25 protein-coding genes are annotated in these 26,232 nt (G+C 70.3%); 12 read left to right on the top strand and 13 right to left on the bottom strand.

All coding sequences use genetic code 11. From position 1 onward, the window contains the following. Positions 1–510 precede the first annotated feature (510 nt). The 4 genes from ACSHXC_RS17250 to ACSHXC_RS17265 all read right to left on the bottom strand — a co-directional run bounded on the left by ACSHXC_RS17250 (position 511) and on the right by ACSHXC_RS17265 (position 4,002). Positions 511–1,509, bottom strand: coding sequence for a hypothetical protein (locus ACSHXC_RS17250; RefSeq protein WP_438292438.1), 999 nt, complete (start codon positions 1,507–1,509; stop codon positions 511–513). Between the two features lie 86 nt (positions 1,510–1,595). After that, positions 1,596–2,576, bottom strand: coding sequence for an ABC transporter substrate-binding protein (locus ACSHXC_RS17255; protein WP_438292439.1), 981 nt, complete (start codon positions 2,574–2,576; stop codon positions 1,596–1,598). A 73-nt stretch (positions 2,577–2,649) separates the two neighbouring features. Then, positions 2,650–3,318 (bottom strand): ABC transporter permease, encoded by a 669-nt coding sequence (locus ACSHXC_RS17260; protein ID WP_344372707.1) that lies wholly within the window; start codon positions 3,316–3,318, stop codon positions 2,650–2,652. A 3-nt stretch (positions 3,319–3,321) separates the two neighbouring features. Next, the gene (locus ACSHXC_RS17265) at positions 3,322–4,002 is read right to left on the bottom strand and encodes an ABC transporter permease (RefSeq protein WP_438292440.1); all 681 of its coding nucleotides are present in this window, start codon (positions 4,000–4,002) and stop codon (positions 3,322–3,324) included. A 135-nt stretch (positions 4,003–4,137) separates the two neighbouring features. Between ACSHXC_RS17265 and ACSHXC_RS17270 the strand changes: the two genes are divergently transcribed. Next, positions 4,138–5,283, top strand: a complete 1,146-nt coding sequence (locus ACSHXC_RS17270; RefSeq protein ID WP_438292441.1) for an ABC transporter ATP-binding protein — start codon at positions 4,138–4,140, stop codon at positions 5,281–5,283. Here the strand turns inward: ACSHXC_RS17270 and ACSHXC_RS17275 are convergent. Beyond that, complete coding sequence (locus ACSHXC_RS17275) at positions 5,270–6,382, bottom strand: alpha/beta hydrolase (RefSeq protein WP_438292442.1); 1,113 nt, start codon at positions 6,380–6,382, stop codon at positions 5,270–5,272. The two genes, ACSHXC_RS17270 and ACSHXC_RS17275, sit on opposite strands and share 14 nt — an antisense overlap. 150 nt (positions 6,383–6,532) lie before the next feature. Between ACSHXC_RS17275 and ACSHXC_RS17280 the strand changes: the two genes are divergently transcribed. Beyond that, positions 6,533–8,374: a phosphatidylglycerol lysyltransferase domain-containing protein gene (locus ACSHXC_RS17280; protein ID WP_438292443.1), complete on the top strand. Its 1,842-nt coding sequence runs from the start codon at positions 6,533–6,535 to the stop codon at positions 8,372–8,374. Between the two features lie 226 nt (positions 8,375–8,600). On the opposite strand, the gene ACSHXC_RS17285 is transcribed toward ACSHXC_RS17280, so the two are convergent. Next, positions 8,601–10,076 (bottom strand): MFS transporter, encoded by a 1,476-nt coding sequence (locus tag ACSHXC_RS17285; protein WP_438292444.1) that lies wholly within the window; start codon positions 10,074–10,076, stop codon positions 8,601–8,603. Between the two features lie 131 nt (positions 10,077–10,207). Here ACSHXC_RS17285 and ACSHXC_RS17290 point away from each other — a divergent pair, with 131 nt between their 5' ends. The 7 genes from ACSHXC_RS17290 (at position 10,208) to ACSHXC_RS17320 (ending at position 15,013) form a co-directional block, all read left to right on the top strand. Further along, positions 10,208–10,666, top strand: a complete 459-nt coding sequence (locus tag ACSHXC_RS17290; RefSeq protein ID WP_438292445.1) for a MarR family winged helix-turn-helix transcriptional regulator — start codon at positions 10,208–10,210, stop codon at positions 10,664–10,666. Between the two features lie 16 nt (positions 10,667–10,682). Continuing rightward, the gene (folP, locus tag ACSHXC_RS17295) at positions 10,683–11,543 is read left to right on the top strand and encodes a dihydropteroate synthase (RefSeq protein ID WP_438292446.1); all 861 of its coding nucleotides are present in this window, start codon (positions 10,683–10,685) and stop codon (positions 11,541–11,543) included. Further along, the gene (locus tag ACSHXC_RS17300) at positions 11,540–12,001 is read left to right on the top strand and encodes a nuclear transport factor 2 family protein (protein ID WP_189965293.1); all 462 of its coding nucleotides are present in this window, start codon (positions 11,540–11,542) and stop codon (positions 11,999–12,001) included. The genes folP and ACSHXC_RS17300 overlap by 4 nt, the downstream gene beginning before the upstream one ends. Before the next feature lie 197 nt (positions 12,002–12,198). Further along, complete coding sequence (gene folB, locus ACSHXC_RS17305; protein WP_399052839.1) at positions 12,199–12,558, top strand: dihydroneopterin aldolase; 360 nt, start codon at positions 12,199–12,201, stop codon at positions 12,556–12,558. After that, on the top strand, positions 12,555–13,169 hold the full coding sequence (folK, locus tag ACSHXC_RS17310) for a 2-amino-4-hydroxy-6-hydroxymethyldihydropteridine diphosphokinase (RefSeq protein WP_438292447.1): 615 nt from the start codon (positions 12,555–12,557) through the stop codon (positions 13,167–13,169). The genes folB and folK overlap by 4 nt, the downstream gene beginning before the upstream one ends. A 49-nt stretch (positions 13,170–13,218) precedes the next feature. After that, positions 13,219–13,704, top strand: coding sequence for a DUF3180 domain-containing protein (locus ACSHXC_RS17315; protein ID WP_438292448.1), 486 nt, complete (start codon positions 13,219–13,221; stop codon positions 13,702–13,704). A gap of 91 nt (positions 13,705–13,795) precedes the next feature. Further along, positions 13,796–15,013 (top strand): IS30 family transposase, encoded by a 1,218-nt coding sequence (locus ACSHXC_RS17320; RefSeq protein ID WP_438292449.1) that lies wholly within the window; start codon positions 13,796–13,798, stop codon positions 15,011–15,013. Positions 15,014–15,159: 146 nt separating this feature from the next. On the opposite strand, the gene folE is transcribed toward ACSHXC_RS17320, so the two are convergent. The 6 genes from folE to dacB form a co-directional block, all read right to left on the bottom strand. Further along, positions 15,160–15,765 carry a GTP cyclohydrolase I FolE gene (gene folE / locus ACSHXC_RS17325; RefSeq protein WP_438292450.1) on the bottom strand — a complete coding sequence of 202 codons (606 nt, stop codon included), beginning with the start codon at positions 15,763–15,765 and terminating at the stop codon, positions 15,160–15,162. A 115-nt stretch (positions 15,766–15,880) separates the two neighbouring features. Next, a complete protein-coding gene (ftsH, locus tag ACSHXC_RS17330; protein ID WP_438292451.1) occupies positions 15,881–17,905 on the bottom strand; it encodes an ATP-dependent zinc metalloprotease FtsH in 2,025 nt (674 codons plus the stop codon). 202 nt (positions 17,906–18,107) lie between these two features. Continuing rightward, complete coding sequence (hpt, locus tag ACSHXC_RS17335) at positions 18,108–18,647, bottom strand: hypoxanthine phosphoribosyltransferase (protein WP_053731222.1); 540 nt, start codon at positions 18,645–18,647, stop codon at positions 18,108–18,110. 75 nt (positions 18,648–18,722) lie between these two features. Continuing rightward, a complete protein-coding gene (gene tilS, locus ACSHXC_RS17340) occupies positions 18,723–19,793 on the bottom strand; it encodes a tRNA lysidine(34) synthetase TilS (RefSeq protein ID WP_438292452.1) in 1,071 nt (356 codons plus the stop codon). Between the two features lie 218 nt (positions 19,794–20,011). Beyond that, positions 20,012–21,151, bottom strand: a complete 1,140-nt coding sequence (locus ACSHXC_RS17345; RefSeq protein ID WP_438292453.1) for a zinc-dependent metalloprotease — start codon at positions 21,149–21,151, stop codon at positions 20,012–20,014. 49 nt (positions 21,152–21,200) lie between these two features. Next, positions 21,201–22,601 carry a D-alanyl-D-alanine carboxypeptidase/D-alanyl-D-alanine endopeptidase gene (gene dacB, locus ACSHXC_RS17350; protein WP_438292454.1) on the bottom strand — a complete coding sequence of 467 codons (1,401 nt, stop codon included), beginning with the start codon at positions 22,599–22,601 and terminating at the stop codon, positions 21,201–21,203. Positions 22,602–22,734: 133 nt separating this feature from the next. Here dacB and ACSHXC_RS17355 point away from each other — a divergent pair, with 133 nt between their 5' ends. Next, positions 22,735–23,229, top strand: a complete 495-nt coding sequence (locus tag ACSHXC_RS17355) for an inorganic diphosphatase (RefSeq protein ID WP_053731216.1) — start codon at positions 22,735–22,737, stop codon at positions 23,227–23,229. A gap of 128 nt (positions 23,230–23,357) precedes the next feature. Continuing rightward, positions 23,358–25,010, top strand: coding sequence for a threonine/serine ThrE exporter family protein (locus tag ACSHXC_RS17360; RefSeq protein WP_438292455.1), 1,653 nt, complete (start codon positions 23,358–23,360; stop codon positions 25,008–25,010). An 18-nt stretch (positions 25,011–25,028) separates the two neighbouring features. On the opposite strand, the gene ACSHXC_RS17365 is transcribed toward ACSHXC_RS17360, so the two are convergent. Next, positions 25,029–25,712 (bottom strand): DedA family protein, encoded by a 684-nt coding sequence (locus ACSHXC_RS17365; protein WP_438292456.1) that lies wholly within the window; start codon positions 25,710–25,712, stop codon positions 25,029–25,031. Between the two features lie 137 nt (positions 25,713–25,849). On the opposite strand from ACSHXC_RS17365, the gene ACSHXC_RS17370 reads away from it, so the two are divergent. After that, entirely contained in the window at positions 25,850–26,215 is a 366-nt protein-coding gene (locus tag ACSHXC_RS17370) for a YbjQ family protein (RefSeq protein ID WP_438292457.1), read from the top strand. Positions 26,216–26,232: the final 17 nt, after the last annotated feature.

Below are 26,232 nucleotides of genomic sequence, written 5' to 3' on the forward strand. Positions count from 1 at the left end.
CGCCGGAGCAATTATCTGCATCCGTGCCCCCTGGAAGGAGGGCGGGGCTCCCGACGACAATCATGTCCGCGGGCCCACTCGGGGGAGGAGCCCGCCCGGATGCCGGCTGCCCGCGCATCCGGACTCTGCGGACGGTACCGGCACTCGCCACGATGCGCGGCCTCGGTACCGGCCGCAGACCTCGTTCTGGGGGCCGCTGGGCCCCCGGCCCCCGCTAAACCCTGGGGGCTTTGCCCCCATCCCCCAATCCCGGGGCCTGCGGCCCCGAACCCCTCCCGGATGTCTGGGTTCACTGCGGGCCGTCTGCGGCTGGTCGCTCCCCCAAGTTCTCGGCTTCTCCCCCAAGGCCTTAAGGGCCAGGGGGGACCCCATGAACAGGGGGACCCCCATCGCGGCGGAGCCGCACGTGTCACAGCCCCGCGCCCCTGTAGGTCACCCAGCACCGGCGATTGAGGACGAGCGCCCTTCAGGCGTGACCGGGGTCTGGGGCGGAGCCCCGGGAAAACCGGGCTACGAGATGGCCGTGCGCAGTTCCGCCACGTCCAGTTGCTCCGTCTCGTCATGGGCCGTCAGGTCGATTACCTCGCCCACCGTTTTGTCCGGGCCGCCCTGCTGGGCGCGGTCCGCCAGGGCCTCTGCGCCGACCACGTCGGCCAGGTCCTCGTCCTGTACGGCCTCGATCGCGGCGGCCGCCTTCCGCTCGCCGCCCGTGCCGAAGAAGTCGAAGCGGCCCTCGGGGCGGACCGCGCGGCGGGCGAGGTAGGGCACCACGGCGGAGGCCACCGGCGCGGGGGCCGCGGGCAGTTCGGCCTGGCGGGGCTTGGCGGTGAGGGCGGCCGCCGGGCGGGTGTGCTCCCCGCTGCCGAGGGCCGCCGCGGGCTTCCCCTGCGGCTCCTCCGCCTCCCGGGACTCGGCGCGGGACGTGGCCGCACCGGCCTCGGCCCGTGCCTTCGCCTGGCGTTCGGCGCTGAGCGAGAGGGACTCCAGGGCTCGGGCGGCCGCGAGGTAGGAGGCCGGCGTCGGCGTGCGGCTCGACGGCATCAGCGCCTTGGGCCCTGCCTCCAGGGCGAGCTGACGCCGGCCTTCCAGGGCGCTGGCCCGCTCGGTCTCGGCGTTGGCGTAGCGCCGCAGCAGGGCCGCGTGCTCGCCGCGCAGACCGGCCAGCTCCATGCGCTTGGTGCGCAGCTTGGCGTCGAGGCGGCCGCGCAGCTCGCGCGACTCCTCCAACTCGGTCTCCAGCTCGGCGATCCGCTCTTCGGTGCGCCACTGGTCGGCGGCGCGCGAGCGGGTCAGCTCGGCGACGCGACGGCCCGCGGCCCGGTCCCAGGCGCGCATGAGCACCGAGCCGGTGACGCAGGCCGCCGCGGCCGCGGCGGCCAACGCCCGCAACACCGTGGGTTGGTCGAAGAGCCAGGCGCCACCGGCGCATATGACCGAGACGCCGGCGACGGCCGACGGCTGGAGGAGCCGGTGCAGCGGAGGGGAATGACGGTGGCGTCCACGTGGCATGGCCTGAAATTTACCGTGCGTAGACCTCATATGGACCCCCGCCCGTCAATCTGTTCCCCTGTAGTTACTCGGATCGCCAAATTCGGCTACTTCTTGATCAGTCCCTTCGACTGGAGATAGGCCTTCGCGACATCGGCCGGCTTGGCCCGCTCGGCATCGACCTTGCGGTTGAGATCGACCAGATCAGCGGTCGTCAGAGCCTTGGTCAGCTTGCCGAGCGCATCGGCTATCTCCTGGCCGCCGGCGTCCTTGGCATTGACGACCGGCAGCACGTTGTCCGCGTTCTGCAGCTTCTTGTCGTCCTGGAGCAGCACGAGTCCGTAGGTGTCCAGGGTCGCGTCGGTCGTGGTGGTCAGAACCAGCTGGTCCACCCCGTCCTTGACGGCCTGCTTGGCCTGCGGGGTGCCGACGCCCTTGGGGTCGATGCCCGTGACGTCGATGCCGTACTTGGAGGTCAGACCCGGCGCGCAGAATGGCCGGATCTTGCACTCGTCACCGGCGGCGACCTTCACCTTGGCCTTGGAAGTGCCCAGGTCCGAAAGGGTCTTGAGGTTGTTCTTGGTGGCGAATTCCTTGGTCACCGCGAACGCGTTCTGATCCACCGCCTCACCGGCGGGCAGAACCTTCAGTCCGCGCGGCCCGGCGAGCTTGGTCAGTTCGCCCACGGTCGCCGCGACGTCGCTGGAGGCGAGGGGCTTGGCGCCCGCGCCGTTCGCCTTGGCATTGAGGAATTCGGTGAGCGTGGCCGCGTATTCCGGTACGACGTCGATCTCGCCCTTCTCCAGGGCGGGTTCGTACAGTTCGCGGTTCTTCACGGTGGTGACCGAGGTCGAGTACCCGGCGTCGGCCAGGGCCTGCGAGTACAGCTCCGCCAGGACCGCGGACTCGGTGAAGCCGGCCGCGCCGATCACCAGCGAGCCCTTCTTTCCGCCGCCCGTACTGCTGGACCCGCCGGCACCGCTCTTGTCCTTGCTCTTCTCCAGGCTGTCGCCGCCGCACGCGGCGAGCGTGCCGGCCAGGGCCAGCGTGCCGAGTGCCAGACCGGTCGTACGCAGGATCTTGCTCATTGAGGGTTCACCATTCAGGAGACGTCACGGGATCACAGGTACTGCGGGATCGGGGAGTTGCCGGATCTCAGGGTCACGAACGCTTGCGCAGCGGGCTGAAGAGGCGGTCGACCGCGACCAGGACGCCCTCCACCAGCAGGGCGAGCGCGGCCACGAGCATCGCTCCCGCCACCACCTGCGGGGTGTTGTACACCGCGAATCCCTCGGTGACTATCCGGCCGAGCCCGCCGAGCCCAGCCATCGCGGCGATCGTCGCGGTGGCGATGATCTGGACCGCCGCCGAGCGGAGCCCGGTCATGATCAGCGGGTAGGCGAGCGGCAGTTCCACCTGGAGGAAGAGCTGACGCCCCGACATCCCCATGCCGCGGGCCGCCTCCACCGCCGCCCGGTCCACCTCGCGCATGCCGACGTAGGCGTTGGTGAGCAGTGGCGGCACCGCGAAAAGCACCAGGGCGATCACGGTGGGCAGATAGCCCGCGTTGCGCAGCGGCGTCACCATGAACAGGGCGAGCACCGCGAAGACGGGTATCGCCCGGCCGACGTTGGAGATGTTGACGGCGAGCGCGCCGCCCTTGCCGATGTGCCCGAGCCACAGCGCGAGCGGCAGGGCGACCAGGCAGGACACGACGAGGGCGAGCGCGCTGACGTACACGTGCTCACCGAGCCGGTGCCAGGCGCCGTCGTCCCCCGACCAGTTGGCGCCCGTGGTCAGCCACGTCCAGGCCTGTGTGAAGACTCCCATCGCTCAGACCGCCTTCGCCGTACGGATCCGGGTCCACGGCGTGAGCAGCCGCTGGATCCCGAGGAGCAGCAGGTCGGCTGCTGTCGCGAGGGCCACGCACAGCACGGAGGCGGTGAGGATCTGCGCCTTGAAGAAGGTGGGCAGGCCCTGCTCGATGAGGTTGCCGAGGCCGCCGTGGTCGACGAGCGAGCCGATCGTGGTCAGCGCGACGGTGGCCACCGTGGCGATCCTGAGCCCGGCCATCAGCGCGGGCAGCGCGAGCGGCAGCTCGACCTCGAAGAGCAGCCGTATCCGCCCGTACCCCATGCCGCGGGCCGCCTCCAGGGCGTCGGAGGGCACCGATTCGAGCCCGGCCAGGATGTTCCGTACGAGAATCGTCAGCGAGTACAGCACCAGGCCCGTGATCACCAGCCCGGCCGAGAGGCCGAACACCGGGAGCAGCAGGGCGAACATCGCGAGCGACGGCACGGTGTAGAGCACGGTCGTGAAGCCGAGGACGGTGGCCGCGACCCCCTTGCGCCCACGCGCGAGCAGCGCGAGGGGGAAGGCGATGAGCAGGCCTGTCAGGACCGACACCGCGGTGATCCACACGTGCTGGACCGTCGCGTCGGTCAGCTCCTGGCTCCGGGAGCTGACGTACTCCCAGCAGATCCAGTCGTTCGCCGCCAGACAGTTCTGCGCCACTACTCCACCTCCCCCTGGTGTTCGATTCGTTCCCGACGACCCTATCCCCGGCCACTGACAATCGCCTCGGGCCTTCGCAGTACAGCAACATGGGCTTCACACAAGCGCGCCAGCCAGCCTTCACAATGGGGAACCATGATCCGGTTCGAGCACGTCACCAAGCGGTACGCCGACGGGACCACCGCGGTGGACGATCTTTCCTTCGAGGTGGCCGAAGGTGAACTGGTCACCCTGGTCGGCCCGTCGGGGTGCGGCAAGACCACCACGATGAAAATGGTCAACCGGCTCATCGAGCCGACCAGCGGGCGGATATTCCTTGACGGCGAGGACATTTCGACCGTCGATCCCGTGCAACTGCGGCGCCGCATCGGCTATGTGATCCAGCAGGTCGGGCTGTTCCCGCACAAGACGGTCCTGGAGAACACCGCGACCGTCCCGCACCTGCTCGGCGTGAAGAAGGCCGTCGCGCAGAAGCGGGCGGCCGAGCTGCTCGACCTGGTCGGGCTCGACCCGACCAGGTACGGCTCGCGCTACCCGGAGCAGCTCTCCGGCGGCCAGCGCCAACGGGTGGGCGTGGCAAGGGCGTTGGCGGCCGACCCGCCGGTCCTGCTGATGGACGAGCCGTTCGGCGCGGTCGACCCGGTGGTGCGCGAGCGGCTGCAGAACGAGTTCCTCAGACTCCAGTCGCAGGTGCGCAAGACGGTGCTGTTCGTCACCCACGACATCGAGGAGGCCGTCCGCCTCGGCGACCGCATCGCCGTCTACGGGCAGGGCGCCATCGAGCAGTTCGACGCCCCTGCCGCCGTGCTGGGCGCCCCCGCCACCGAGTACGTCGCGGACTTCGTCGGCGCCGACCGGGGGCTCAAGCGGCTCTCGGTCACCCCCATCGAGGAGGGCGACCTGGAGCAGCCGCCCGTGGTGCACCTCGACGACCCGCTGCCCGCCGACATCGCGCGCTGGGCGGTCGTCCTGGACGGCGAGGACAACCTGCACGGCTGGATCTCCGCCGAGCGGGCCCGGGCCGGCACGGGCACGGTCCGCGAGCACGCCCGGCGCATGGAGGCCTGGCTTCCGGTGGGCGCGTCCCTCAAGCAGGCCTTCGCGACGATGCTCCAGCACGACGCGGGCTGGATCGCGGTGATCGACCGCGAGGAACGGGGCCGCTTCCTCGGCGTCCTCACCCCGGCCCGGCTCCACGAGGCGCTGCGCCGCTCCATCGACGCGGACGCCCAGGCGGTGCCCCGGACCGAGGTGAAGGTCGAGTCGGTCAGCTCGCGCTGAGCCGCCCGCTGATCCACTCCAGGGTCGGCGGGATCTCGCGGCGCCAGGTGTTGAAGTTGTGGCCGCCGCTGTCGAGGGTGATCGAGGAGACGCGTCCCGGCGCCTTGACCTTCTTGATGAAGGCCTGGGTCGGCTTGAAGTTCTCCTCGCCCGACAGCGAGCTCGTGACCAGGAAGGACGACTTGCCGGGCTTGAGGTGGTCGAGGCTCCACAGCAGGTTGGCGCGGTTCTCCTCGGCCTTGTTGCCGTGGAAGAGGTCACCGGTCGTCGGGTCGTCCGCCGCCTTGTAGTACGCCGAGAGGCCGGCGCTCGCCGCGAACTGCTCGGGGTGGTGCATGCCGATCTTCAGGGCGCAGTAGCCACCGGTCGAGTTGCCGATGAAGCCCCAGTTCTGCGGCTTGGTGCCGACCCGGTAGTTCGCGGAGATCGCGCCCGGCACGTCCTTCGCGAAGAACGTCTCGGTCTGCGGGCCGCCCGGTATGTCGACGCACTCGGTGTCCCGCTGGCCCGCCACCGTCGGCCGCATCATGATCAGGATCATCGGCTGCATCTTCTTATGCTTGGCCTGCGCCCAGGCCGTCTTCGGGTACCTGAGGCCCTTGAGCAGGTTCTCGGCGGTGCCCGGGTAGCCGGTCAGCACGATCGAAGCCGGGAAGGTCTTGTTCTCGTAGGCCTTCTGGAAGTACTCGGGGGGCAGATAGACGTAGGCCGGGCTCGTTATCTTCGACTTCTCCCCGGCCAGCACGATCTTCTGGATCTCGCCGCCCAGCTGCGGCTTGCCCGCGCCCGGGGTGTCCGGCTTCTGCTTGCCGACGACCTGGATGTTCTTGCCGCCCGCCGAGTGGTCGACGACCTTGCCCATGTCCTGCTCCTGCCCGAACAGGTCCGCCCAGGACCCGTAGAACAGGAACGAGTTGTTGGCGGCCAGACCGACCGAGGCGAAGATCGCCAGCTGGGTCGCGAGCAGCAGCCCGATGCGGCCCGTCACGGCCTTCCAGCTGCGACGCGCCAGGCGCGGCCACAACCAGATGGTGACCGCGAACAGCACCACCGCCAGGAACACGGCGAGTGCCAGGACCTTGTTGCTCGTGAGACCCATGAGTCGATGAAACTTTCTGGCTGAGATTTTCCTGAGACCGAGGGAACCCGCCCCCCTGAAGTCCCGTCCTAGAGGGCGCAAATTGTCCGGCTGGACGGTGCGGACGCCGTCCCCCGGCCAACTGAATCTCTCGCGGAGTCACGGGAAGCGATGTCTGTCAGGATAGATGGGGACAAAAACGGTTCGGTTCCGACTCGTGTACGAAAGGTCCTCCGCGGGCCGCGCCCCGAGTCGGTTCCCAAGCTGGTCGGTACGGCCTGCACGATCGTGGGCCTCCTGGACGTCGCGGCCGGAGTCTTCGATCGCGTCCGGCACAGTCGGTTCCACACCGTCAGCGAGGTGCTGCCGGGCACCTTCGGCCCCTTCGCGGCGGCCGTGGCGCTCTGCGCCGGCATCCTGCTGCTGCTCCTCGCGCACGGCCTGAAGCGCCGCAAGCGGCGAGCCTGGCGGGCCGCCGTGGTGCTGCTGCCCATCGGGGCGGTGGCCCAGTTCTGGTACCGGCACTCCATTGTCGGGGTGCTGATCTCATTGGTACTTCTCACGCTGCTCATCCGCCACCGGAGCGAGTTCACCGCGCTGCCCGACCCGCGCAGCCGCTGGAAGGCGGTGGCGAACTTCTTCCTGATGGGAGCGGGCTCGCTGGGCCTGGGCCTGGTCATCGTGAGCGTCCACCCCAACCGCACGGTCGGCAACCCGAGCATCGTGGACCGCATCCAGCACGTGATGTTCGGCCTCTTCGGCTTCGAGGGCCCGGTCGAGTACCAGGGCAAGACCAGCTGGACGGTCGGCTACTCGCTCGGCGCGCTCGGCCTGCTCACCGCGGTCACCACGATCTACCTGGCGTTCCGGCCCGAGCACCCGGCCGCCCGCCTCACCCAGGACGACGAGCACAAGCTCCGCGACCTGCTCGCCAAGCACGGTGCCCGCGACTCGCTGGGCCACTTCGCGCTGCGCCGCGACAAGGCCGTCGTCTTCTCGCCCAGCGGCAAGGCGGCCGTCACCTACCGCGTGGTCTCCGGTGTGATGCTCGCCTCGGGCGACCCGATCGGCGACGTCGAGGCCTGGCCCGGCGCCATCGAGCGCTTCATGGACGAGGCCAAGGCGCACTCCTGGACCCCGGCGGTCGTCGGCTGCTCGGAGACCGGCGGCGAGGTCTGGACCCGCGAGACCGGGCTCGACGCCCTGGAGCTGGGCGACGAGGCGGTGGTGGACGTCGCGGATTTCTCCCTCGCCGGACGCGCCATGCGGAACGTACGCCAGATGGTCAAGCGCATCGAGCGCAATGGCTACGAAACCCGCGTACGGCGCGTTCGTGACCTCTCGGACGGGGAGCTGGAGCGCATCCGCCGGGCCGCCGAGGACTGGCGCGGCACCGACACCGAGCGCGGCTTCTCGATGGCGCTCGGCCGGATCGGCGACCCGAACGACGGCGACTGCGTGATCGCCACGGCCCACAAGGCGGACGACGAGGGCGCGGCGCCCTCCCCCTACGGCGACCTGAAGGCCATCCTGCACTTCGTGCCCTGGGGCAAGGACGGAATGTCGCTGGAGATGATGCGCCGCGACCGCTCGGCCGACCCCGGCATGAACGAGCTCCTGATCGTGGCCTCGCTGCAGGCGTGCGACAAGATCGGCATCAAGCAGGTCTCCCTGAACTTCGCGATGTTCCGCTCGGCCCTCGCACGCGGCGAGAAGATCGGCGCGGGCCCGGTCCTGCGGATGTGGCGCGGGCTCCTGGTCTTCCTGTCCCGCTGGTTCCAGATCGAGTCGCTGTACAAGTTCAACGCGAAGTTCCAGCCGCGCTGGGAGCCGCGCTTCATGGTGTACCGGGCCCACGCCGACCTCCCTCGCATCGGCTTCGCCGTGATGCAGGCGGAGGGCTTCGTGAACCTGGGCCTTCCGGGCCCGCTGGCCCGCCTCACGCGGGCGGCGCGGCGGGAACGGGCGTGCGCGCACGTGCCCCCGGCGGAACGAGAGGTAAGCGCGGCGTAACACCGCCCCGCGTCCCGAACCCCGGTTCCGGCCCCCCTGCGGGGGGCTCGGGGCCGGGGTTCTGCGTTTCCCCCCGCCCCGGACGTGGGTGGCCGCAGGCCGCCGCGGAGAGCGGCTGGGGCTCTGCCCCAGCGCCTCCCCGCCGCCCCCGAGCAACGGGCGGCCCGGTGGGCGAGCTCCCCCGGGGCGGAGCCCCAGGGGACCCGGGGCACCCACCCCCGAAACCTCAGGCGCGCTCCAGCTCCGGCTCCGGCGCGTCCGTCGACGAGGCCGTCACGCGCCGCGACCGCGCCCGGTCGGAGGACAGGCCCACCAGAGCCACGCCCACGACCAGCACAAACGCGATCCCGGCGAGCGCGAAGCTCAGCGTGAACTGCGATTCGACCGGCAGCGGCGGCACCCCGGCCGGCAGGCCGGAGATCACCTTCGAGGCAAGCAGCGAGGTGATGACCGCGCTGGCGATCGCGGAGCCCACCGAGCGCGAGATCGAGTTGATCCCGTTCGCGATCCCCGTCTGGTGGTGCGGGACGCTCGCCACGATGAGCGCCGGCATCGCCGCGTACCCGAAGCTGATCGCGGCACCGATCAGCATGCCCGCGAGGATCACGGACGCCGTCGAGTCGTGCGCCCCGGTCAGCCAGGCGAAGCCGAGCACACCGAAGGCGGCACCCGCCGCGAGCGTGAAGCGCGCCCCGATCCGCCCCACCAGCTGCCCGCCCAGCGGCGCGGCGATCAGCGAGACGAGCGTGGTCGGCAGCAGGTACTCGACGGAGGCGCGAAGGACGGACGCCGAGAAGCCGTAGCCGGTCAGCTTGTCCGGCATCTGCACCAGGTACGAGACGCCGATGAACTGCGAGAACATCGCGAAGCCGAGGAGCAGCCCGGCCAGGTTGGTGAAGAGCACCGGCCGGTGCGCGAACATCCGCATGTCCACCATGGGCTCGGCGACCTTGCGCTCGACCAGGACCCAGACCCCGGCCATCACGACGGCGCCGACGAAGAGCCCGATCGTACGGCCGGAGGACCAGCCCCACTCGTGGCCCTGCGAGATGGGCAGCAGGAGCAGCACCAGGAAGGCGGCCAGGGTGGCCGCGCCGAACCAGTCGGTGCGCCCGCCCGTCTTCGTACGGGAGGCCGGCACGACCGCGATGACCGCGATCAGGGCGACGACCGCGAGGATCACGGCGAGCCAGAACACCCGGTGGTAGTCGGGGTGCGAGCCCTGCGTGAGCAGGCCGGCGCCGACGAGCGCGAGGCCGCTGCCGAACGCGAGGGTGCCGCTGACCAGCGCCATCGCGCCGTGCAGCTTCTGCGGCGGGATCTCCTCGCGCAGTACGGAAAGCGCCAGCGGGAAGATCGCGGTGGCCGCGCCCTGGAGCACCCGGCCGATGATCAGCAGGGTGAGCGAGCTGGTGGTGGCGGCGAGCACGGAGCCCGCGACCATCACGACGAGTACGCCGATCAGCGTGGGCTTCTTGCCGTGCATGTCGCCGAAGCGGCCGAGCAGCGGGGTGAAGACGGCCGCCGAGAGCAGGGTCGCGGTGGTGACCCAGCTGACGCCCGAGGTGGTGGTGCCGAGGTCGTTCTGGATGATCCCGAGGATCGGCACGACCAGGGTCTGCATCATCGAGACGACCATGGCGGCGAGGCCGAGCACCAGGACGAGCCCTGTACCGCCGCTGGGGCGTTGGTTAGTGGTCACTTTTTCTTCCGTACGGCAGGAGGAGCTACTGAGTCGATTGAAAGCTTGATTACCTCAAGCAACTTAATGAAGGTAAACATCAAAGGTTGAGGTAGTCAAGTTTCACTCGAATCGCGGGTACAGTGGACGGCATGCCTGGAACCAGCCGCCCGACCGCCGTCAGCAACGCCACGCTCATGGACGCCATCTGGGACTCCCTGGCCGGCTTCTACGGCGACTTCACGTCGGCCGCCGCCGACGAGGGCCTCACCTCCAGCCAGGCCAAGACCCTGACCGTGCTCCGCCGGGGCCCCGCCTCCATGCGCTCGCTCGCCACCACGCTGCACTGCGACGCCTCCAACGTGACCGGGATCATCGACCGCCTGGAGGCCCGCGCCCTGGTGCGCCGCGAGCCCAGCCCCACCGACCGCCGCGTCAAGAACGTCGTCCTGACCGACGAGGGCATCCGCACCGTGGAGACCGTCCGCACCGGCATGCTCGCCACCCACGGCGCCCTCGACGCGCTGCCCGACGCCGACCGCGTCGCCCTGCACGATCTCCTCCAGCGCCTTTTCGCCACCCCCGAGCGTGGTCCGGGAACGCCGGGCTGACGCCTACGCTTGACGTATGAGTACGTTGAACGGGCGGGGGTCCGTCGAAGGCCTGCCCGAATGGGACCGCTGCGCGGTCATGGGCGTGGTCAATGTGACGCCCGACTCCTTCTCGGACGGCGGCCGGTGGTTCGACACCTCCAACGCCGTCAAGCACGGCCTCGACCTGGTGGCCGAGGGCGCCGACCTCGTCGACGTCGGCGGCGAGTCGACCCGCCCCGGCGCCTCCCGCGTGGACGAGACCGAAGAGCTGCGCCGCGTCATCCCCGTCGTACGGGGCCTGGCCGCCGAGGGCGTCACCGTCTCCGTCGACACCATGCGCGCCCGCGTCGCCGAGCAGGCGATCGCCGCCGGGGCGGTCCTGGTCAACGACGTCAGCGGCGGGCTCGCCGACCCCGCGATGATCCCCGCCGTCGCCGCCACCGGCGCCCCCTTCGTCGTCATGCACTGGCGCGGCTTCAGCCAGGACATGAACAGCCGCGCGGTGTACGAGGACGTGGTGGGCGAGGTCGTCGCCGAACTCCGCCTCCGCATGGAGGCCGTCATCGAGGGCGGCATCGCCCCCGAGCGCCTCGTCATCGACCCCGGCCTCGGCTTCGCCAAGCAGGCCGGGCACGACCTCGCCCTGGTCGCCCACCTCGCCGAGCTGCGCGCGCTCGGCCGCCCCATCCTGGTCGCCGCCTCCCGCAAGCGGTTCCTGGGCCACGTCCTGGCCGGCGACGAGGGCGCCCCGCCGCCCGCCCGCGAGCGCGACGCGGCCACCGCCGCCGTCTCCGCCATCGCCGCCCACGAAGGCGCCTGGGCGGTCCGCGTCCACGAGGTGCGGGCCACCGCCGACGCCGTTCGCGTGGCGCGCGCCGTCGAGGGAGCCCGGTGAGCCGGCGGACCGAGAGCGAGGCGGTCGAGCGCGCCAACACCGCGTTCTACGAGACGCTGGAGCGCGGCGACTTCGACGAGCTGTCCGAGCTCTGGCTGGACGCCACCGAGGCCGGCGACACCGGGATCTCCTGCGTCCACCCGGGCTGGCCGGTGCTCTCCGGGCGCGGCGAGGTGCTCCGCTCGTACGCGCTGATCATGGCGAACACCGAGTACATCCAGTTCTTCCTGACCGATGTGAAGGTCGTCATCCTCGGCGAAACCGCGCTCGTCACCTGCACCGAGAACATCCTCAGCGGCGGCCCCGCCGAGGAGAGCGGCGAGCTGGGGCCGCTCGTCGGCCAGCTCGTGGTCGCCACCAATGTGTTCCGCCGCACATCCCAGGGCTGGCGGCTCTGGTCCCACCACGGCTCGCCGGTGCTCGCCGAATCGGGCGACGAAGAGCCGGAAGAGGACTGAATCCGGGCACGATTGGGGGCTTTGCAGGATTGAATCCGGGGCCATCGGGTAGGGGCGGCTACCAGGCCTGTCCGGTTCTGTCCATAGCCCCCGTGGGCGAGCACTGTCAGTGCCCGCAGGTAGATTCGATTGTGGGCACCGTGCCGCCCGCACGCGGCCGCATGTCCGTCTGACCAACGACAGCAGGAGTGATTCGCGTGGATCGTGTCGCGCTGCGCGGCCTCAAGGCCCGTGGGCACCATGGCGTCTTCCCCCGGGAACGCGAGGAGGGCCAGACCTTCATCGTGGACCTGGTGCTCGGCCTCGACACCCGCCTCGCGGCGGCGGACGACGACCTGGCGAAGACCGTGCACTACGGCGTGGTGGCGGAAGAAGTCGTGGACGTCGTCCGGGGCGAGCCCGTCGACCTGATCGAGACGCTCGCCGAGCGGATCGCCCAGCAGTGCCTCAAGCACGAAGGCGTCCAGGAGGTGGAGGTGGTCGTCCACAAGCCCGACGCGCCGATCACCGTCCCGTTCGACGACGTGACCATCACGATCACCCGGAGCCGAGTATGAGCGTGTATTCGCAGGGGGCCTCCCAGAGCGACCCGACCGTGCAGCCGGTGCCCGCCTCCGTGGTCGAGCAGGTGGACGCAGCCGACGTGACGCTCTCCAACCCGCGCCGCGCCGTCATCGCGCTCGGCTCGAACCTGGGCAACCGCCTGGAGACGCTGCAGGGCGCCATCGACGCCCTGGAGGACACCCCGGGCCTGCGCGTCAAAGCCGTCTCGCCGGTGTACGAGACCGAGCCCTGGGGCGTCGAGGCGGGCTCCCAGCCCTCGTACTTCAACGCGGTCGTCGTCGTGAAGACCACCCTGCCGCCGGCCTCGCTCCTGGAGCGAGGCCACGCCATCGAGGAAGCCTTCGACCGGGTCCGCGACGAGCGATGGGGCCCGCGCACCATCGACGTGGACATCGTCGCCTACGCCGACGTCGTCTCCGACGACCCGGTCCTGACCCTCCCCCACCCGCGCGCCCACCAGCGGGCCTTCGTGCTCGCCCCCTGGCACGACGTGGAGCCCGAGGCGCAGCTGCCCGGACACGGCTCGGTCGCCGACCTGCTGAGCGAAGTCGGCCGCGACGGTGTACTGCCGCGCGCCGATCTGGAACTCCGGCTGCCCGAGTAGTCGTTACGCTTCTGAGGTCGATCTCCCGAGACCCGAAGGGCACTACTCCGTGAAGCAACTGCGCCTGGGCGTGCTGGCCGGTCTGTTCGTCGTCGCCGGGGTGCTCTCCTGGGCGGCCGCCCGGCTGTGGGACTCCGTGTCCACGCTGCCGAGCGTGCCGATCGCGGCGCCCATCGTGCTCGGGGTGATCGCGGTCATCCTGCTCGCCACCGCCCTGTCCATCCGCTCCCGGCTGCGCGCCCAGCGCGAGCGCCGCCCGGAGGCCAAGGGCGTCGAGCCCCTGATGGCCGCCCGCGCGGTGGTCTTCGGCCAGGCCAGCGCGCTGGTCGCGGCCCTGGTGTGCGGGATGTACGGCGGCACCGGTGTCTATCTGCTCAGCTATCTCGATGTGCCGGCCCGCCGCGACCAGGCGATCTACGCCGGCTTCTCGGTCCTGGCCGGCATCGGAGTCGTGGCGGCCGCCCTGTTCCTGGAGCGCATCTGCAAGCTCCCCGAGGACGAGGACGAGGACGACAACAAGGCCCCGGCCACCTGACCCTCCGTCACATCGGCTGCGCAAAACGGCCCCGGTCACCTGCCGACTTGGGTTCTAGCAGTCGTCGCAACACCCCAGCTCAGGGGATGCGATGGACTTCGAAGTACGCAAGATCCGCTCACCGCAGGGCCGTAAGAAGCTGACGCGGGAGCGAGAGGCATACTTCCAGCTCATGCAGCAAGGCATGAGCAGTCGCGAAGCCTGCCGGGTCGTCGGTATCGACCGCCGGACCGGGCTCAAGTGGCGCAACGGATCGCAGCCGTACGTCCGCCGGACGAAGGCGGCACCGCCCATCAAGGCGGTGCCGCCTTCGCCCATCTCGTCCCGCTACCTGTGCGAAGCCGAGCGCATCTACATCGCCGACCGGTTCCGCGAGAAGGCCACAATCCGCTCGATCGCTGCCGCGCTGGGCCGCAGCCCCTCCACCGTCAGCCGTGAGATCCAACGCAACCGTCACCCCGTCAACGGCCAGTACCGGCCCTTCGCGGCCCAGGCCCGCGCCGCGTCCCGCCGGCCCCGCCCCAAGCCCCGAAAGATCGGGGAGAATCCAGTGCTGCGGGACTACATACAGGACCGCCTGAGCAAGCGCTGGAGCCCAGAACAGATCGTCCACCACCTCCGTCGCGACTTCCCCGACCACCCGGAGATGCACGTGGTGCACGAGACCATCTACCAGGCCCTCTACGTCCAGGGCCGCGGAGAGCTTCGCCGGCAGCTGACCAAGTCGCTTCGAACGGGCCGGGCCATACGTGTCCCCCGCCGCCAGGCCCAACAGCGCAGGCCGCGTTACAGACACCCCATGGTCATGATCAGCGAGCGCCCCGCCGAGGCCGAGGACCGCGCCGTTCCAGGCCACTGGGAAGGGGACCTCATCATCGGGAAGAACCACAAGTCAGCGATCGGCACCCTCGTCGAACGCACCACCCGCTACGTCCTGCTCCTGCACCTTCCCGACGGCTGGGGCACAGAAGCCGTCCGTGACGCCCTCATCGACACCGTGAAGAACCTGCCAGCCCACTTGAAGAGATCACTCACCTGGGACCAGGGCTGCGAGATGGGCCGCCACCACGAGTTCACACTCGCCACCGACATCCCGGTCTACTTCTGCGATCCCGCCAGCCCCTGGCAACGCGGCTCGAACGAGAACACCAACGGTCTGCTGCGGCAGTACTTTCCCAAGAGCACCCACCTCGGAAACCACAACCGCGCGCACCTCGACGCCGTCGCCGCCGAGCTCAACGGCCGCCCACGCAAGACGCTCAGCTGGGAGACCCCAGCCGAGCGTCTGTCTAAACTGCTCGCGGCTTGATCAAGCAACCACGTGTTGCGACGACCCCTGGAATTCGCCCGAGCAGGCGGCCGGGGCCGTTTTTTCGCGCAGGCCCCAACAGGCAGCTCCCGTACGGGAGTTGGGCCCACGGAGTCAGCGGATAACCGGCGGACGGGCAGCCGATGTCAGCGAGCCATGATCAGGCTCATCGCCTCGCCGCGCGTCGCGGGGTCGCGGAGCTGGCCGCGCACCGCCGACGTCGTCGTCTTCGCGCCGGGCTTGCGGATGCCGCGTACCGACATGCACATGTGCTCGGCCTCGATCACCACGATCGCCCCCCGCGCGTCGAGGATGCGCATCAGGGAGTCGGCGACCTGGGTGGTGAGGCGCTCCTGGACCTGGGGGCGGCGGGCGAACACGTCCACCAGGCGGGCCAGCTTCGACAGGCCGGTGATCTTGCCGGACTCGGCCGGGATGTAGCCGACGTGGGCCACCCCGTGGAACGGCAGCAGGTGGTGCTCGCAGAGGGAAACGATCTCGATGCCCTTCACCAGGACCATCTCGTCGTGCCCCAGGTCGAACGTCGTCGTCAGCACGTCCTCCGGCTCCTGTCGCAGGCCCGCCAGGATCTCCCGGTAGGCCCGTGCCACGCGCGCCGGCGTCTCCTGGAGGCCCTCGCGGTCCGGGTTCTCGCCGACCGCTATGAGGAGCTCGCGCACGGCGTTCTCGGCCCGTTTCTCGTCGAACTCGCCGATCTGCGCCTCGCCGTCCAGCGTCACCGGGTCGGTCATCTGTGCCTCGTTCCTCGACTGTCGTTCATGCGCGTGGCCGGAAAACAGCCGCGCCCCCACAGGCTAAAACCTGGGGGGCGCGGCATGCATTCCGGGGCCGATGCGGCCCTGGTGCTCAGCTCTCCGGACGGTCCTCGGGGGCCGGGACGGCCTCCGTGGACTTGTCCATCGGCACGGAGCCGTTGCTGGTGGCGGCACCGTTGGTGAGGGCCAGCTCCTTGGGCGAGAGCACCGGCGGCCTCGTCGACGGCGTACGCCGCGAGGAGCCGGTCCAGGCCGGACGGGCCGGGCGCTTGACGATGCCCGAGAAGACCTCGGCGATCTGCTCCTTGCCCAGCGTCTCCTTCTCCAGGAGCTGCAGGACCAGGTTGTCGAGGATGTCGCGGTTCTCGACCAGGATCTCCCAGGCCTCGTTGTGCGCCGTCTCGATGAGCTTCTTGACCTCTTCGTCGACGAGCGCCGCGACCTCTTCCGAGTAGTCGCGCTGGTGCGCCATCTCACGGCCGAGGAACGGCTCGGTGTTGTCGCCACCGAACTTGATCGCACCCAGACGCTCGGTCATGCCGTACTGCGTGACCATCGCGCGAGCGGTGGCCGTGGCCTTCTCGATGTCGTTGGCCGCGCCCGTCGTCGGGTCGTGGAAGACGAGCTCCTCGGCCGCGCGCCCGCCCAGCATGTACGCCAGCTGGTCGAGCATCTCGTTGCGCGTGGTCGAGTACTTGTCCTCGTCCGGCAGGACCATGGTGTAGCCCAGGGCCCGGCCGCGCGACAGGATCGTGATCTTGTGAACCGGGTCCGAGTTGGGGGAAGCCGCGGCGACCAGGGCGTGACCGCCCTCGTGGTACGCCGTGATCTTCTTTTCCTTCTCGGACATGATCCGCGTCCGCTTCTGCGGACCCGCCACGACGCGGTCGATCGCCTCGTCGAGCGCGTTGTTGTCGACCAGCTTCCGGTCGCTGCGCGCCGTCAGGAGCGCCGCTTCGTTCAGCACGTTCGCCAGGTCCGCGCCGGTGAAGCCCGGGGTGCGCCGCGCGACGGCCGACAGGTCGACGTCCGGAGCGACCGGCTTGCCCTTCTGGTGGACCTTGAGGATCTCCAGACGGCCCTGCATGTCCGGACGGTCGACCGCGATCTGGCGGTCGAAACGGCCGGGGCGCAGCAGCGCCGGGTCGAGGATGTCGGGCCGGTTCGTGGCGGCGATCAGGATGACGCCGCCCTTCACGTCGAAGCCGTCCATCTCGACGAGCAGCTGGTTGAGGGTCTGCTCGCGCTCGTCGTGACCGCCGCCGAGGCCTGCGCCACGGTGGCGGCCCACGGCGTCGATCTCGTCGACGAAGACGATCGCCGGGGCGTTCGCCTTGGCCTGCTCGAAGAGGTCGCGGACACGCGAGGCGCCGACACCGACGAACATCTCGACGAAGTCGGAACCGGAGATCGAGTAGAACGGGACACCGGCCTCACCCGCGACAGCACGGGCGAGCAGCGTCTTGCCCGTACCGGGCGGGCCGTACAGCAGCACACCCTTGGGGATCTTGGCACCGACGGCCTGGAACTTCGCCGGCTCCTGGAGGAACTCCTTGATCTCGTGGAGCTCCTCGACGGCCTCGTCGGACCCCGCCACATCGGCGAAGGTCGTCTTCGGGGTGTCCTTGGTGATGAGCTTGGCCTTGGACTTCCCGAAGTTCATGACTCGGGAGCCGCCGCCCTGCATCTGATTCATCAGGAACAGGAAGACCACGACGATGAGGACGAAGGGGAGCAGGGACAGCAGGATCCCGAGGAACGGGTTCTGCTTGTCGGGCGAGACGGTGTACCCCTTCGGGATGTCACCGCCCTTCACGCCGGTCTGCAGCGAGTCGGCCATCGCGGTCGCCTGGGCGTCACCGATGTAGTTGGCCTGAACCTTGCTGCTGCCCTTGACCTTCTGGCCGTCCTTCAGGTCGATCTTGATGACCTGGCTGTCACCAGTGGTGATCTTGGCCTGTTCGACCTGCTTGTTGTTGATCGCCTGAACGACATCGGATGTGTCGACCGTCTTGTAGCCGCCCGACGAGCCGACGACCTGCATCAACACGACCACGGCGAGGACGGCCAGCACGATCCACATGACCGGCCCACGGAAGTATCGCTTCACGTCCATCCATACGGAGCGAGAACGCCCCGTCCCTCCTGCCCGTAGGTAAATGCTGCTGTGAGTATGACTAAGACTGTGTGTAAAGACTGTTCTTCGGACGGTACCCCAGCATTGTCACCCGTGGTCGCACGGTACGGCTGACAAAGGGCCCTTCCCCTGCTCCAACGGCGGGAGGAGGCCTGTGGTTCCCCGAACGGGCCGGGTTGCGTCAGCCGCCGTACACGTGTGGCGCGAGCGTCCCGACAAAGGGGAGATTGCGGTACTTCTCGGCATAGTCGAGGCCGTAACCCACGACGAATTCATTGGGAATGTCGAAGCCGATCCACTTCACGTCGATCGCGACCTTTGCGGCATCCGGCTTACGGAGCAGCGTGCAGACCTCAAGGGAGGCGGGCTCGCGCGATCCGAGGTTGGAGAGAAGCCACGACAGGGTCAGGCCCGAGTCGATGATGTCCTCGACGATCAGGACGTGCTTGCCCTTGATGTCGGTGTCGAGGTCCTTGAGGATCCGCACGACGCCGGAGGACTGGGTGCCCGCACCGTACGAGGAGACGGCCATCCAGTCCATGGTGACCGGGGTGGACAGCGCGCGGGCCAGATCTGCCATGACCATGACGGCGCCCTTGAGGACTCCGACGATGAGCAGGTCCTTGCCCGCGTACTCCGCGTCGATCTTCCCGGCCAGCTCCGCCAGCTTCGCGTCGATCTCTTCCTTGGTGATGAGCACCGACTGGAGGTCGGTGCCCATGTCCTTCTCGTTCACCCGGGCCGCTTTCTTGGGGGTTTCTGTTGTCCGTACGCGAGCCGAGTTACGTGCGTGGTCTCAGCTCTGCCGAATGACCAGTCTGCCACCCTGCCGACGGGCCACGACGCGGCCGGGGAGATTGATGGCCCGCTGGCCGCGCCAGCTGGTGATCAGCTTGTCGACCTCCTCCACATGGCGGGCGAAGAGCGAACCGGCGGGCGAGCCCGCCCCGATGACCTCACGGCGCACGATGCGGCGGCGCACGGCGGGCGGCAGCGCGTACAGCTTCGCGCAGTCCAGGAGCCCGGCGTCGTCCCGTACGGTCGCGTCCGCCTGGAGGGCCCAGGCGTCCAGGGCGTCGGCGTCGTCGCGGGAGAGCTGGGCGGTGCGGGCGAGCGCCTCGACGACGCCCTTGCCGAGCGCCTTCTCAAGCGCGGGCAGGCCCTCCTGGCGCAACCGGGAGCGGGTGTAGGCGGGGTCGGCGTTGTGCGGGTCGTCCCAGACCGGCAGCGCCTGCACCATGCAGGCCTTGCGGGCGGTCTGGCGGTCGATCTCCAGGAAGGGGCGCCGGTAGCGGCCGGCCGCCCCCGAGACGGCGGCCATGCCGGACAGGGAGCGGGTGCCGGAGCCGCGGGCGAGGCCGAGCAGCACCGTCTCGGCCTGGTCGTCGCGGGTGTGGCCGAGCAGGATCGCGGCGGCGCCGTGGCGCTCGGCGGCGGCGTCCAGAGCGGCGTAACGGGCGTCCCGGGCGGCGGCCTCGGGCCCTCCTTCGCGGCCCACGTGGACGGCGATGGCCTCGGCGGGCTCCAGGCCCAGGCCGGTCATGCGGGACACGACCTCGGCGGCTCGCAGGTCGGAGCCGTGTTGCAGCCCGTGGTCGACGGTGATGCCGCCGGCGCGCAGCGAGAGCTTGCGGGATTCGAAGGCGAGGGCGGAGGCGAGCGCCATGGAGTCGGCGCCGCCGGAGCAGGCCACGAGCACGAGGGGCGCGGGCGGCGCGGTGAGCAGGCCGGCCCTGGGACCGGCAGAGGCTCCCGCGGTCACGGCGGCAGCGGCGCTCTCATGGTCGCGGGAGTGTTCGTTCAGTACGTCGTGGAGTACGCGGCGAACCGCCAGGCGTATCGCTGCGACCGCAGGATGGGGACCCATGTCCGGTGCCCTTCGGTGTTGGGGGGTGCCTCTGGTGCGGAGAGGAAGCGGGGGGAATCAGAGGGAGCAGTGGGAGCAGGAGGGACGTTCAGTCACACAGAGTGCGTAGATGGTGACAGAACAGAGCCGTTACCCGAGCATTGCACGCCTACCCATGCCTCACGGTCCCTCGGATGGGTGATTCCCGCGTTGACACCCGCCTACCGGCGGCTTTTCGCTCAGGACTCCGCCTTGCGGTGCACGCGCGCCACCCAGTCCGCCGGCTTGGCGATCTCGGCCTTGGTGGGGAGCGTGTTCGGCGATGTCCACACCCGATTGAAGCCGTCCATGCCGACCTCGTCCACCACGGCCCGCACGAAGCGCTCGCCGTCGCGGTACTGGCGCAGCTTGGCGTCGAGGCCGAGCAGCTTGCGCAGCGCCATGTCGAGCCGGGAGGCCCCCTTGGCCCTGCGCTCCTTGAACTTCTCGCGGATCTCGGCCACCGAGGGCACGACCTGCGGCCCGACCCCGTCCATCACATAGTCCGCGTGGCCTTCGAGCAGCGACATGACGGCGGTGAGCCGGCCGAGGATCTCGCGCTGGGCCGGGGTCTGCACCAGCTCCACGAGCGAGCGCCCCTCCTCGCCCTCCTCGCCCTCGGGACGGCCCCCGGCCAGCGACTGGGCGGCCTCGCGCAGCCGCTCCAGGACCGTCATCGGGTCGACCTCGGTCTCGCCGAGGAATGACTGGATCTCGCCCTCCAGGTGGTCGCGCAGCCAGGGCACGGCCGTGAACTGGGTGCGGTGGGTCTCCTCGTGGAGGCACACCCAGAGCCGGAAGTCGTGCGGGGCGACATCGAGTTCGCGCTCGACGTGGACGATGTTGGGCGCCACCAGGAGCAGCCGGCCCCCGCCGCCGGGAGCCGCCGGGAGCTCGCGGCTCGCGGGCGCGAACGTCTCGTACTGGCCGAGGACCCGCGAGGACAGGAAGCTCAGGAGCATGCCCAGCTCGACGCCGGTGACCTTGCCGCCGACCGCGCCGAGCACGGCCCCGCCGGGCATGTTCCCGCGCCGTTCCTGCATCTTGTCGAGGAGCGGCCGCAGGACCTCGCGGAAGCCCGCGACGTTCGCCCGCACCCAGCCGGCCCGGTCGACGACCAGGACCGGGGTGTCCTCGGGTTCGGCGCCCTCCGGGATCATCCGGGTGAACGCCCGTACGTGCTCCTCGGCGGCCTTGGCGTGCCGGCGGAGCTCGGCGACGATCTCACGCGCCTCGTCGCGGCTCACGTCGGGACCCGGCCGCACCAGTCGGGTCGCGGTCGCGACCGCGAGGTTCCAGTCGACCATCCCAGAGGTACCTGCACCGCCGATGCCAGTCATGCGTCAACCGTACGTTGTCGGCCCCTGAAGGGAACCCGGTTGGCGCCGCTCAGTGCGCCGTGAGCCGGGTGGCGAGCCGGTCGAGCGCCTTCTGTACGGGGACCGGGTCGGCGCCCGGCGTGCCCGTCGACAGGAACGCGAACGCGAGGAGGTGGCCGCTCGCGTCCACGACCGTCCCGGCCAGGGTGTTGACCCCCGCGCCGCCCAGCGTGCCGGTCTTCGCGCGGACCAGGCCGGTCGCCGCGGAGGCCGTGCCGTAACGGCCGCTGAGGGTGCCGGTGAAGCCGGCGACGGGCAGGCCGGTGAGGATCGGGCGCAGCTCCGGCCGGGCCGGGTCGGCGGCCTTGGCGAGCAGCCGGGTGAGCAGGCCCGCGGTGACCCTGTCGACCCGGTTCAGGCCACTGCCGTCCGCGAACACGGCCCCGTTCAAAGGGAGTTGGAGCTTGGCGAGTTGCGCGGGCACGGCCTCGGCTCCGCCGTCGAAGCTCGCGGGCCTGCCGGTGGCGGTCGCGGTCGCGCGGTTCAGGGCCTCGGCGATGTCGTTGTCGCTGTTGGTCAGCATCCGCTCGACGATCTCGGGCAACGGCGCGGACAGCGTGCTCGCCACCGGCTTGGCACCGGCCGGCGCGGCGCCGGACGCCGGCCCGTCCACCTGCACCCCGCGGGCGCGCAGCAGCTCGGCGAAGGCCCGAGCGGTGTCGCCCGCCGGGTCGGAGGTGCGCGTCGCGGGCCCGCTGTCGGAATTGTCGGTACGCCCCTCGTCGGTCATCAGCGCGACGACCGGCGCGAGGTTCTCGTTCGCCCCGATCGGATGCACCGGGGGCCCGCTGAACAGCGAGGTGTCGTACGTCAGAGTTACGTTGCCGAGCGAGCGCGCCCGCAGCGCGCGGGCCGTGTCGTCGGCCAGGGCGGCCAGGCGCGCCTTGTCCAGGGTGGGGTCGCCGCCGCCGACGAGGGTGAGCGCGGCGGAGCCGGGCGGGGCCACCACCCTGGTGGCGAAGCGGTGGTCGGCCGGGAGCGCGCTGAGCACAGCGGTCGCGGTGGCGATCTTCACAGTGGACGCCGGCGTCATGGCCGCGTCCGCCCGGACGGCGTACAGCACCTGCCCGGTGGCGGTGTCCAGGACCGAGGCCGCCGGGTTCGGGCCGAGCACCGGGTCGGCGAGCAGCTGGTCCAGGTCGGAGGGAAGGGCCGCCGGGACGGGGGCCGCGCGCGGGGCGCCGAGGGCCGCGAGCACGCTGGGCGCGCTCGGCGCCGGAGCCGGAGCTTCCGGATCCTTGGGGGGCCCGTGATGTGCGCCACCCCTGGTGCCCCACGATGCGGCCCGGTCACGCTCGGCCGTACGCTGGCCTGAGTCCCACGGTCCGGCCACGGCCACCGCTCCGGCCGCCAGTGCCAGGCCGACCGCCGCCGCACCCGCTGTGAGCTGCCATGTCTTGGGTCCCGGCACCGAGGACCAGCCCCTTTCGCGATCACACACCTGCGTGAGGGACACTTAATCACCAGAACTGCGTCCTGCCGCGAACATGGCATCGGCGCAGCACCCGTCCGATGCATGTGCTGATCATGGAGGAGAGCCACCCGTGGAGTTCGACGTCACCATCGAGATCCCGAAGGGGTCGCGGAACAAGTACGAGGTCGACCACGAGACCGGCCGGATCCGCCTGGACCGTCGACTCTTCACCTCGACCAGCTACCCGGCCGACTACGGCTTCGTCGAGGACACCCTCGGCGAGGACGGCGACCCGCTGGACGCGCTGGTCCTGCTGGACGAGCCGACGTTCCCCGGCTGCGTCATCAAGTGCCGCGCGATCGGCATGTTCCGGATGACCGACGAGGCCGGCGGCGACGACAAGCTGCTGTGCGTCCCGGCGTCCGACCCGCGCGTGGAGCACCTGCGCGACATCCACCACGTCTCCGAGTTCGACCGCCTGGAGATCCAGCACTTCTTCGAGGTCTACAAGGACCTGGAGCCCGGCAAGTCCGTCGAGGGCGCCAACTGGGTCGGCCGCGTCGAGGCCGAGGCCGAGGTCGAGGCCTCCTACAAGCGCCTTGAGGCACAGGGCGGCGCGCACTGACGCGCGATCTTCCGTGAACAGCGGGCGGTGCACCTTCACGGTGCGCCGCCCGCTGTCGTATCGGCTCATGACCGACCACATACTGGGCACACGCATCCAAGCGGCCGGAGGGAGGCACGGGACCAGTGGTGGCCGAGCAGCACGACGCGGTCGAGGACCGCAAGCCGCAGTCCGACGAGGCACGCAGCGCCTTCGCACCCCCCGAGGGCGTGGAGCAGCCGCAGGTGGCCGAGGAGGAATCGCCCACCTCCGAGTTCGCGCTGCCCGCGGGGCTAGCCGCCCCGGTCGTGGAGGCGCCCGCCGACCAGCCGGCCTCCGCGTTCGCGACGCCGAGCACCTACAGCGCCCGTGACACCCCGAACGCCCTGATCACCACGGCGGGCCTGCCGCTGGTGCGACTGTCCAAGGACGCGCCCTGGCAGGACCGGATGCGCACCATGCTGCGGATGCCGGTGGGCGACCGGCCGGTGGCCGAGCCGGTGCAGAAGCACGACGACACCGGCCCCGCCGTGCCCCGCGTGCTCGACCTGACGCTGCGTATCGGCGAGCTGCTGCTCTCCGGCGGCGAGGGCGCCGAGGACGTCGAGGCCGCGATGTTCGCGATCTGCCGCAGCTACGGCCTGGACCGCTGCGAGCCGACGGTCACCTTCACCATGCTGGCCATCACGCACCAGCCGTCCCTGGTGGACGACCCGGTGACCGCCAACCGCACGGTGCGCCGCCGCGGCACCGACTACACGCGCCTGGCCGCCGTGCACCGGCTCGTCACGGACATGACCAGCGAGGAGCACGAGGTCTCCCTGGAGGAGGCCTACCGACGCCTCGCGGAGATACGGCGAAACCGCCACCCCTACCCCGGCTGGGTCCTGACCACCGCCTGCGGACTCCTGGCCGGAGCGGCCTCCGTGCTGCTCGGCGGCGGCGTCGCGGTGTTCCTGGTGGCGGCGGTCGGCGCGGTCCTGGGCGACCGGCTCGCCTGGCTGTGCGCGTCCCGCGGGCTGCCGGAGTTCTACCAGTTCGTGGTGGCCGCGATGCCGCCCGCCGCGATGGGCGTCGCGCTCAGCCTGCAGTCCTCCTGGGACCTCAGTCCCTCTGCGGTGATCACCGGTGGCCTGTTCGCGCTGATCCCCGGGCGGGCCCTGGTGGCGGCCGTGCAGGACGGCCTGACCGGCTTCTACGTCACCGCGTCGGCGCGGCTGCTCGAAGTCGGGTACTTCTTCGTCGCGATCGTCGTCGGCGTCCTGACCGTCCTGTACGGCGGGCTCCAGATCCACGCCGAGCTCAACCCGGAGGGCACGTTCAAGCCCATCGACCGCCCGGTCGTCCAGATCCTGGCCTCGTTCGTGCTCTGTCTGACCTTCGCGGTCCTGCTCCAGCAGGATCGTTCCACCGTGCTGATCGTGGCCGCCAACGGCGCGGTCGCCTGGGTCGTCTACGCCGCCATCGCGGTCACCGCGAAGGGCTCGCCGATCATGGCGACGGCGGTCGCGGCGGGCCTGGTGGGCCTCTTCGGCCAGCTGCTCTCGCGGTACTGGAACACCTCGGCGCTGCTGTACGTCACCGCCGCCATCGGCCCGCTGCTGCCCGGTAGCGCCACGTACTTCGGGGTGCTCTCGATCGCCCAGAACCACATGGACACGGGCATCGCCTCGCTCGCCAAGGCGGCGGCGCTTGCCCTGGCCATCGCGATCGGCGTGAACCTCGGCAACGAGATCGCCCGCCTGTTCCTGCGGGCCCCGGGCGCGGGCCGCGCGGCGGCGAAGCGGACGCGCGGGTTCTAGGCCCCTCCCGGAGCGGGGTCAGCGCTTGGCGTGACGGCCGCCGCGCTGAGGCGCCTGGCCGTCGGCCGCCTGCGGGTTCTTCTTGGCCTTGGAGCGGGCCCGCAGGAACTCGATGGCGATGGGAACGACCGAGACCAGCACGATCGCGACCAGGATCAGCTCGATGTTCTTGTGCACGAACTCGACGTTGCCAAGGGCCGCGCCGAGCAGCGTGACGCCCGCGCCCCACAGCGTGCCGCCGATGACGTTGAAGGTGACGAACGAGCGGTAGTTCATGCCGCTGACGCCCGCGATGATCGGCGTGAAGGTGCGCACGATCGGCACGAAGCGGGCCAGGACCAGCGACTTCGGGCCGTACTTCTCGAAGAATTCGTGGGCCTTCTCGACGTTCTCCTGCTTGAAGAGCTTCGAGTCGGGCCGGCTGAAGAGGGACGGACCCACCTTCTTGCCGAAGAGGTAACCCACCTGGTCACCGATGACCGCGGCCAGCACCACGAGGACACACACCAGCCACAGCGGAGTGTCCAGCTTGCCGGTGGTGACCAGGAGACCCGTGGTGAACAGGAGCGAGTCGCCCGGCAGGAAGAAGCCGATGAGCAGACCGGACTCGGCGAACACGATGATCAGCAGGCCGGCCAGGCCGAAGGTCTGGAGCAGATAGTCGGGGTCCAGCCAGCTCGGCCCGAGGGCAAGGGAAGTCACGGGTACCGGGCTCCTGGGTGTGGGTATCGGGCGGGCTGTCTGCCGTCGGCAGCCAAAGTTATCAACGTAGCGCGCGAACTCGTGGTTCCAGGGGCAGGCTGGGTAGGGCCGACAAGGGCTACCGAAGGGGAAACCACATGGGCATCGAGGAATACGGCGGCGGACAGGGCCCGCAGTCGGACGTACTGGTGGTGACCACCAATGACGTACCCGGCTACACCGTGCAACAGGTCATCGGGGAGGTCTTCGGCCTCACCGTACGCTCCCGGCACCTGGGCAGCCAGATCGGCGCCGGGCTCAAGTCCATGATCGGCGGCGAGCTGAAGGGCCTGACCAAGACGCTGGTCGAGACGCGGAACCAGGCGATGGAACGGCTCGTGGCGCAGGCGAAGGCGCGCGGCGCGAACGCGGTCCTGATGATGCGGTTCGACGTGACGGAGGCGGCGGACGTGGGTACGGAGGTCTGCGCGTACGGAACCGCGGTGATCCTGACCCGGAACTGACGCCCCGCCCCCCCACT

The organism is Streptomyces sp. HUAS TT7, assembly GCF_051550175.1.
Taxonomy (GTDB): domain Bacteria; phylum Actinomycetota; class Actinomycetes; order Streptomycetales; family Streptomycetaceae; genus Streptomyces.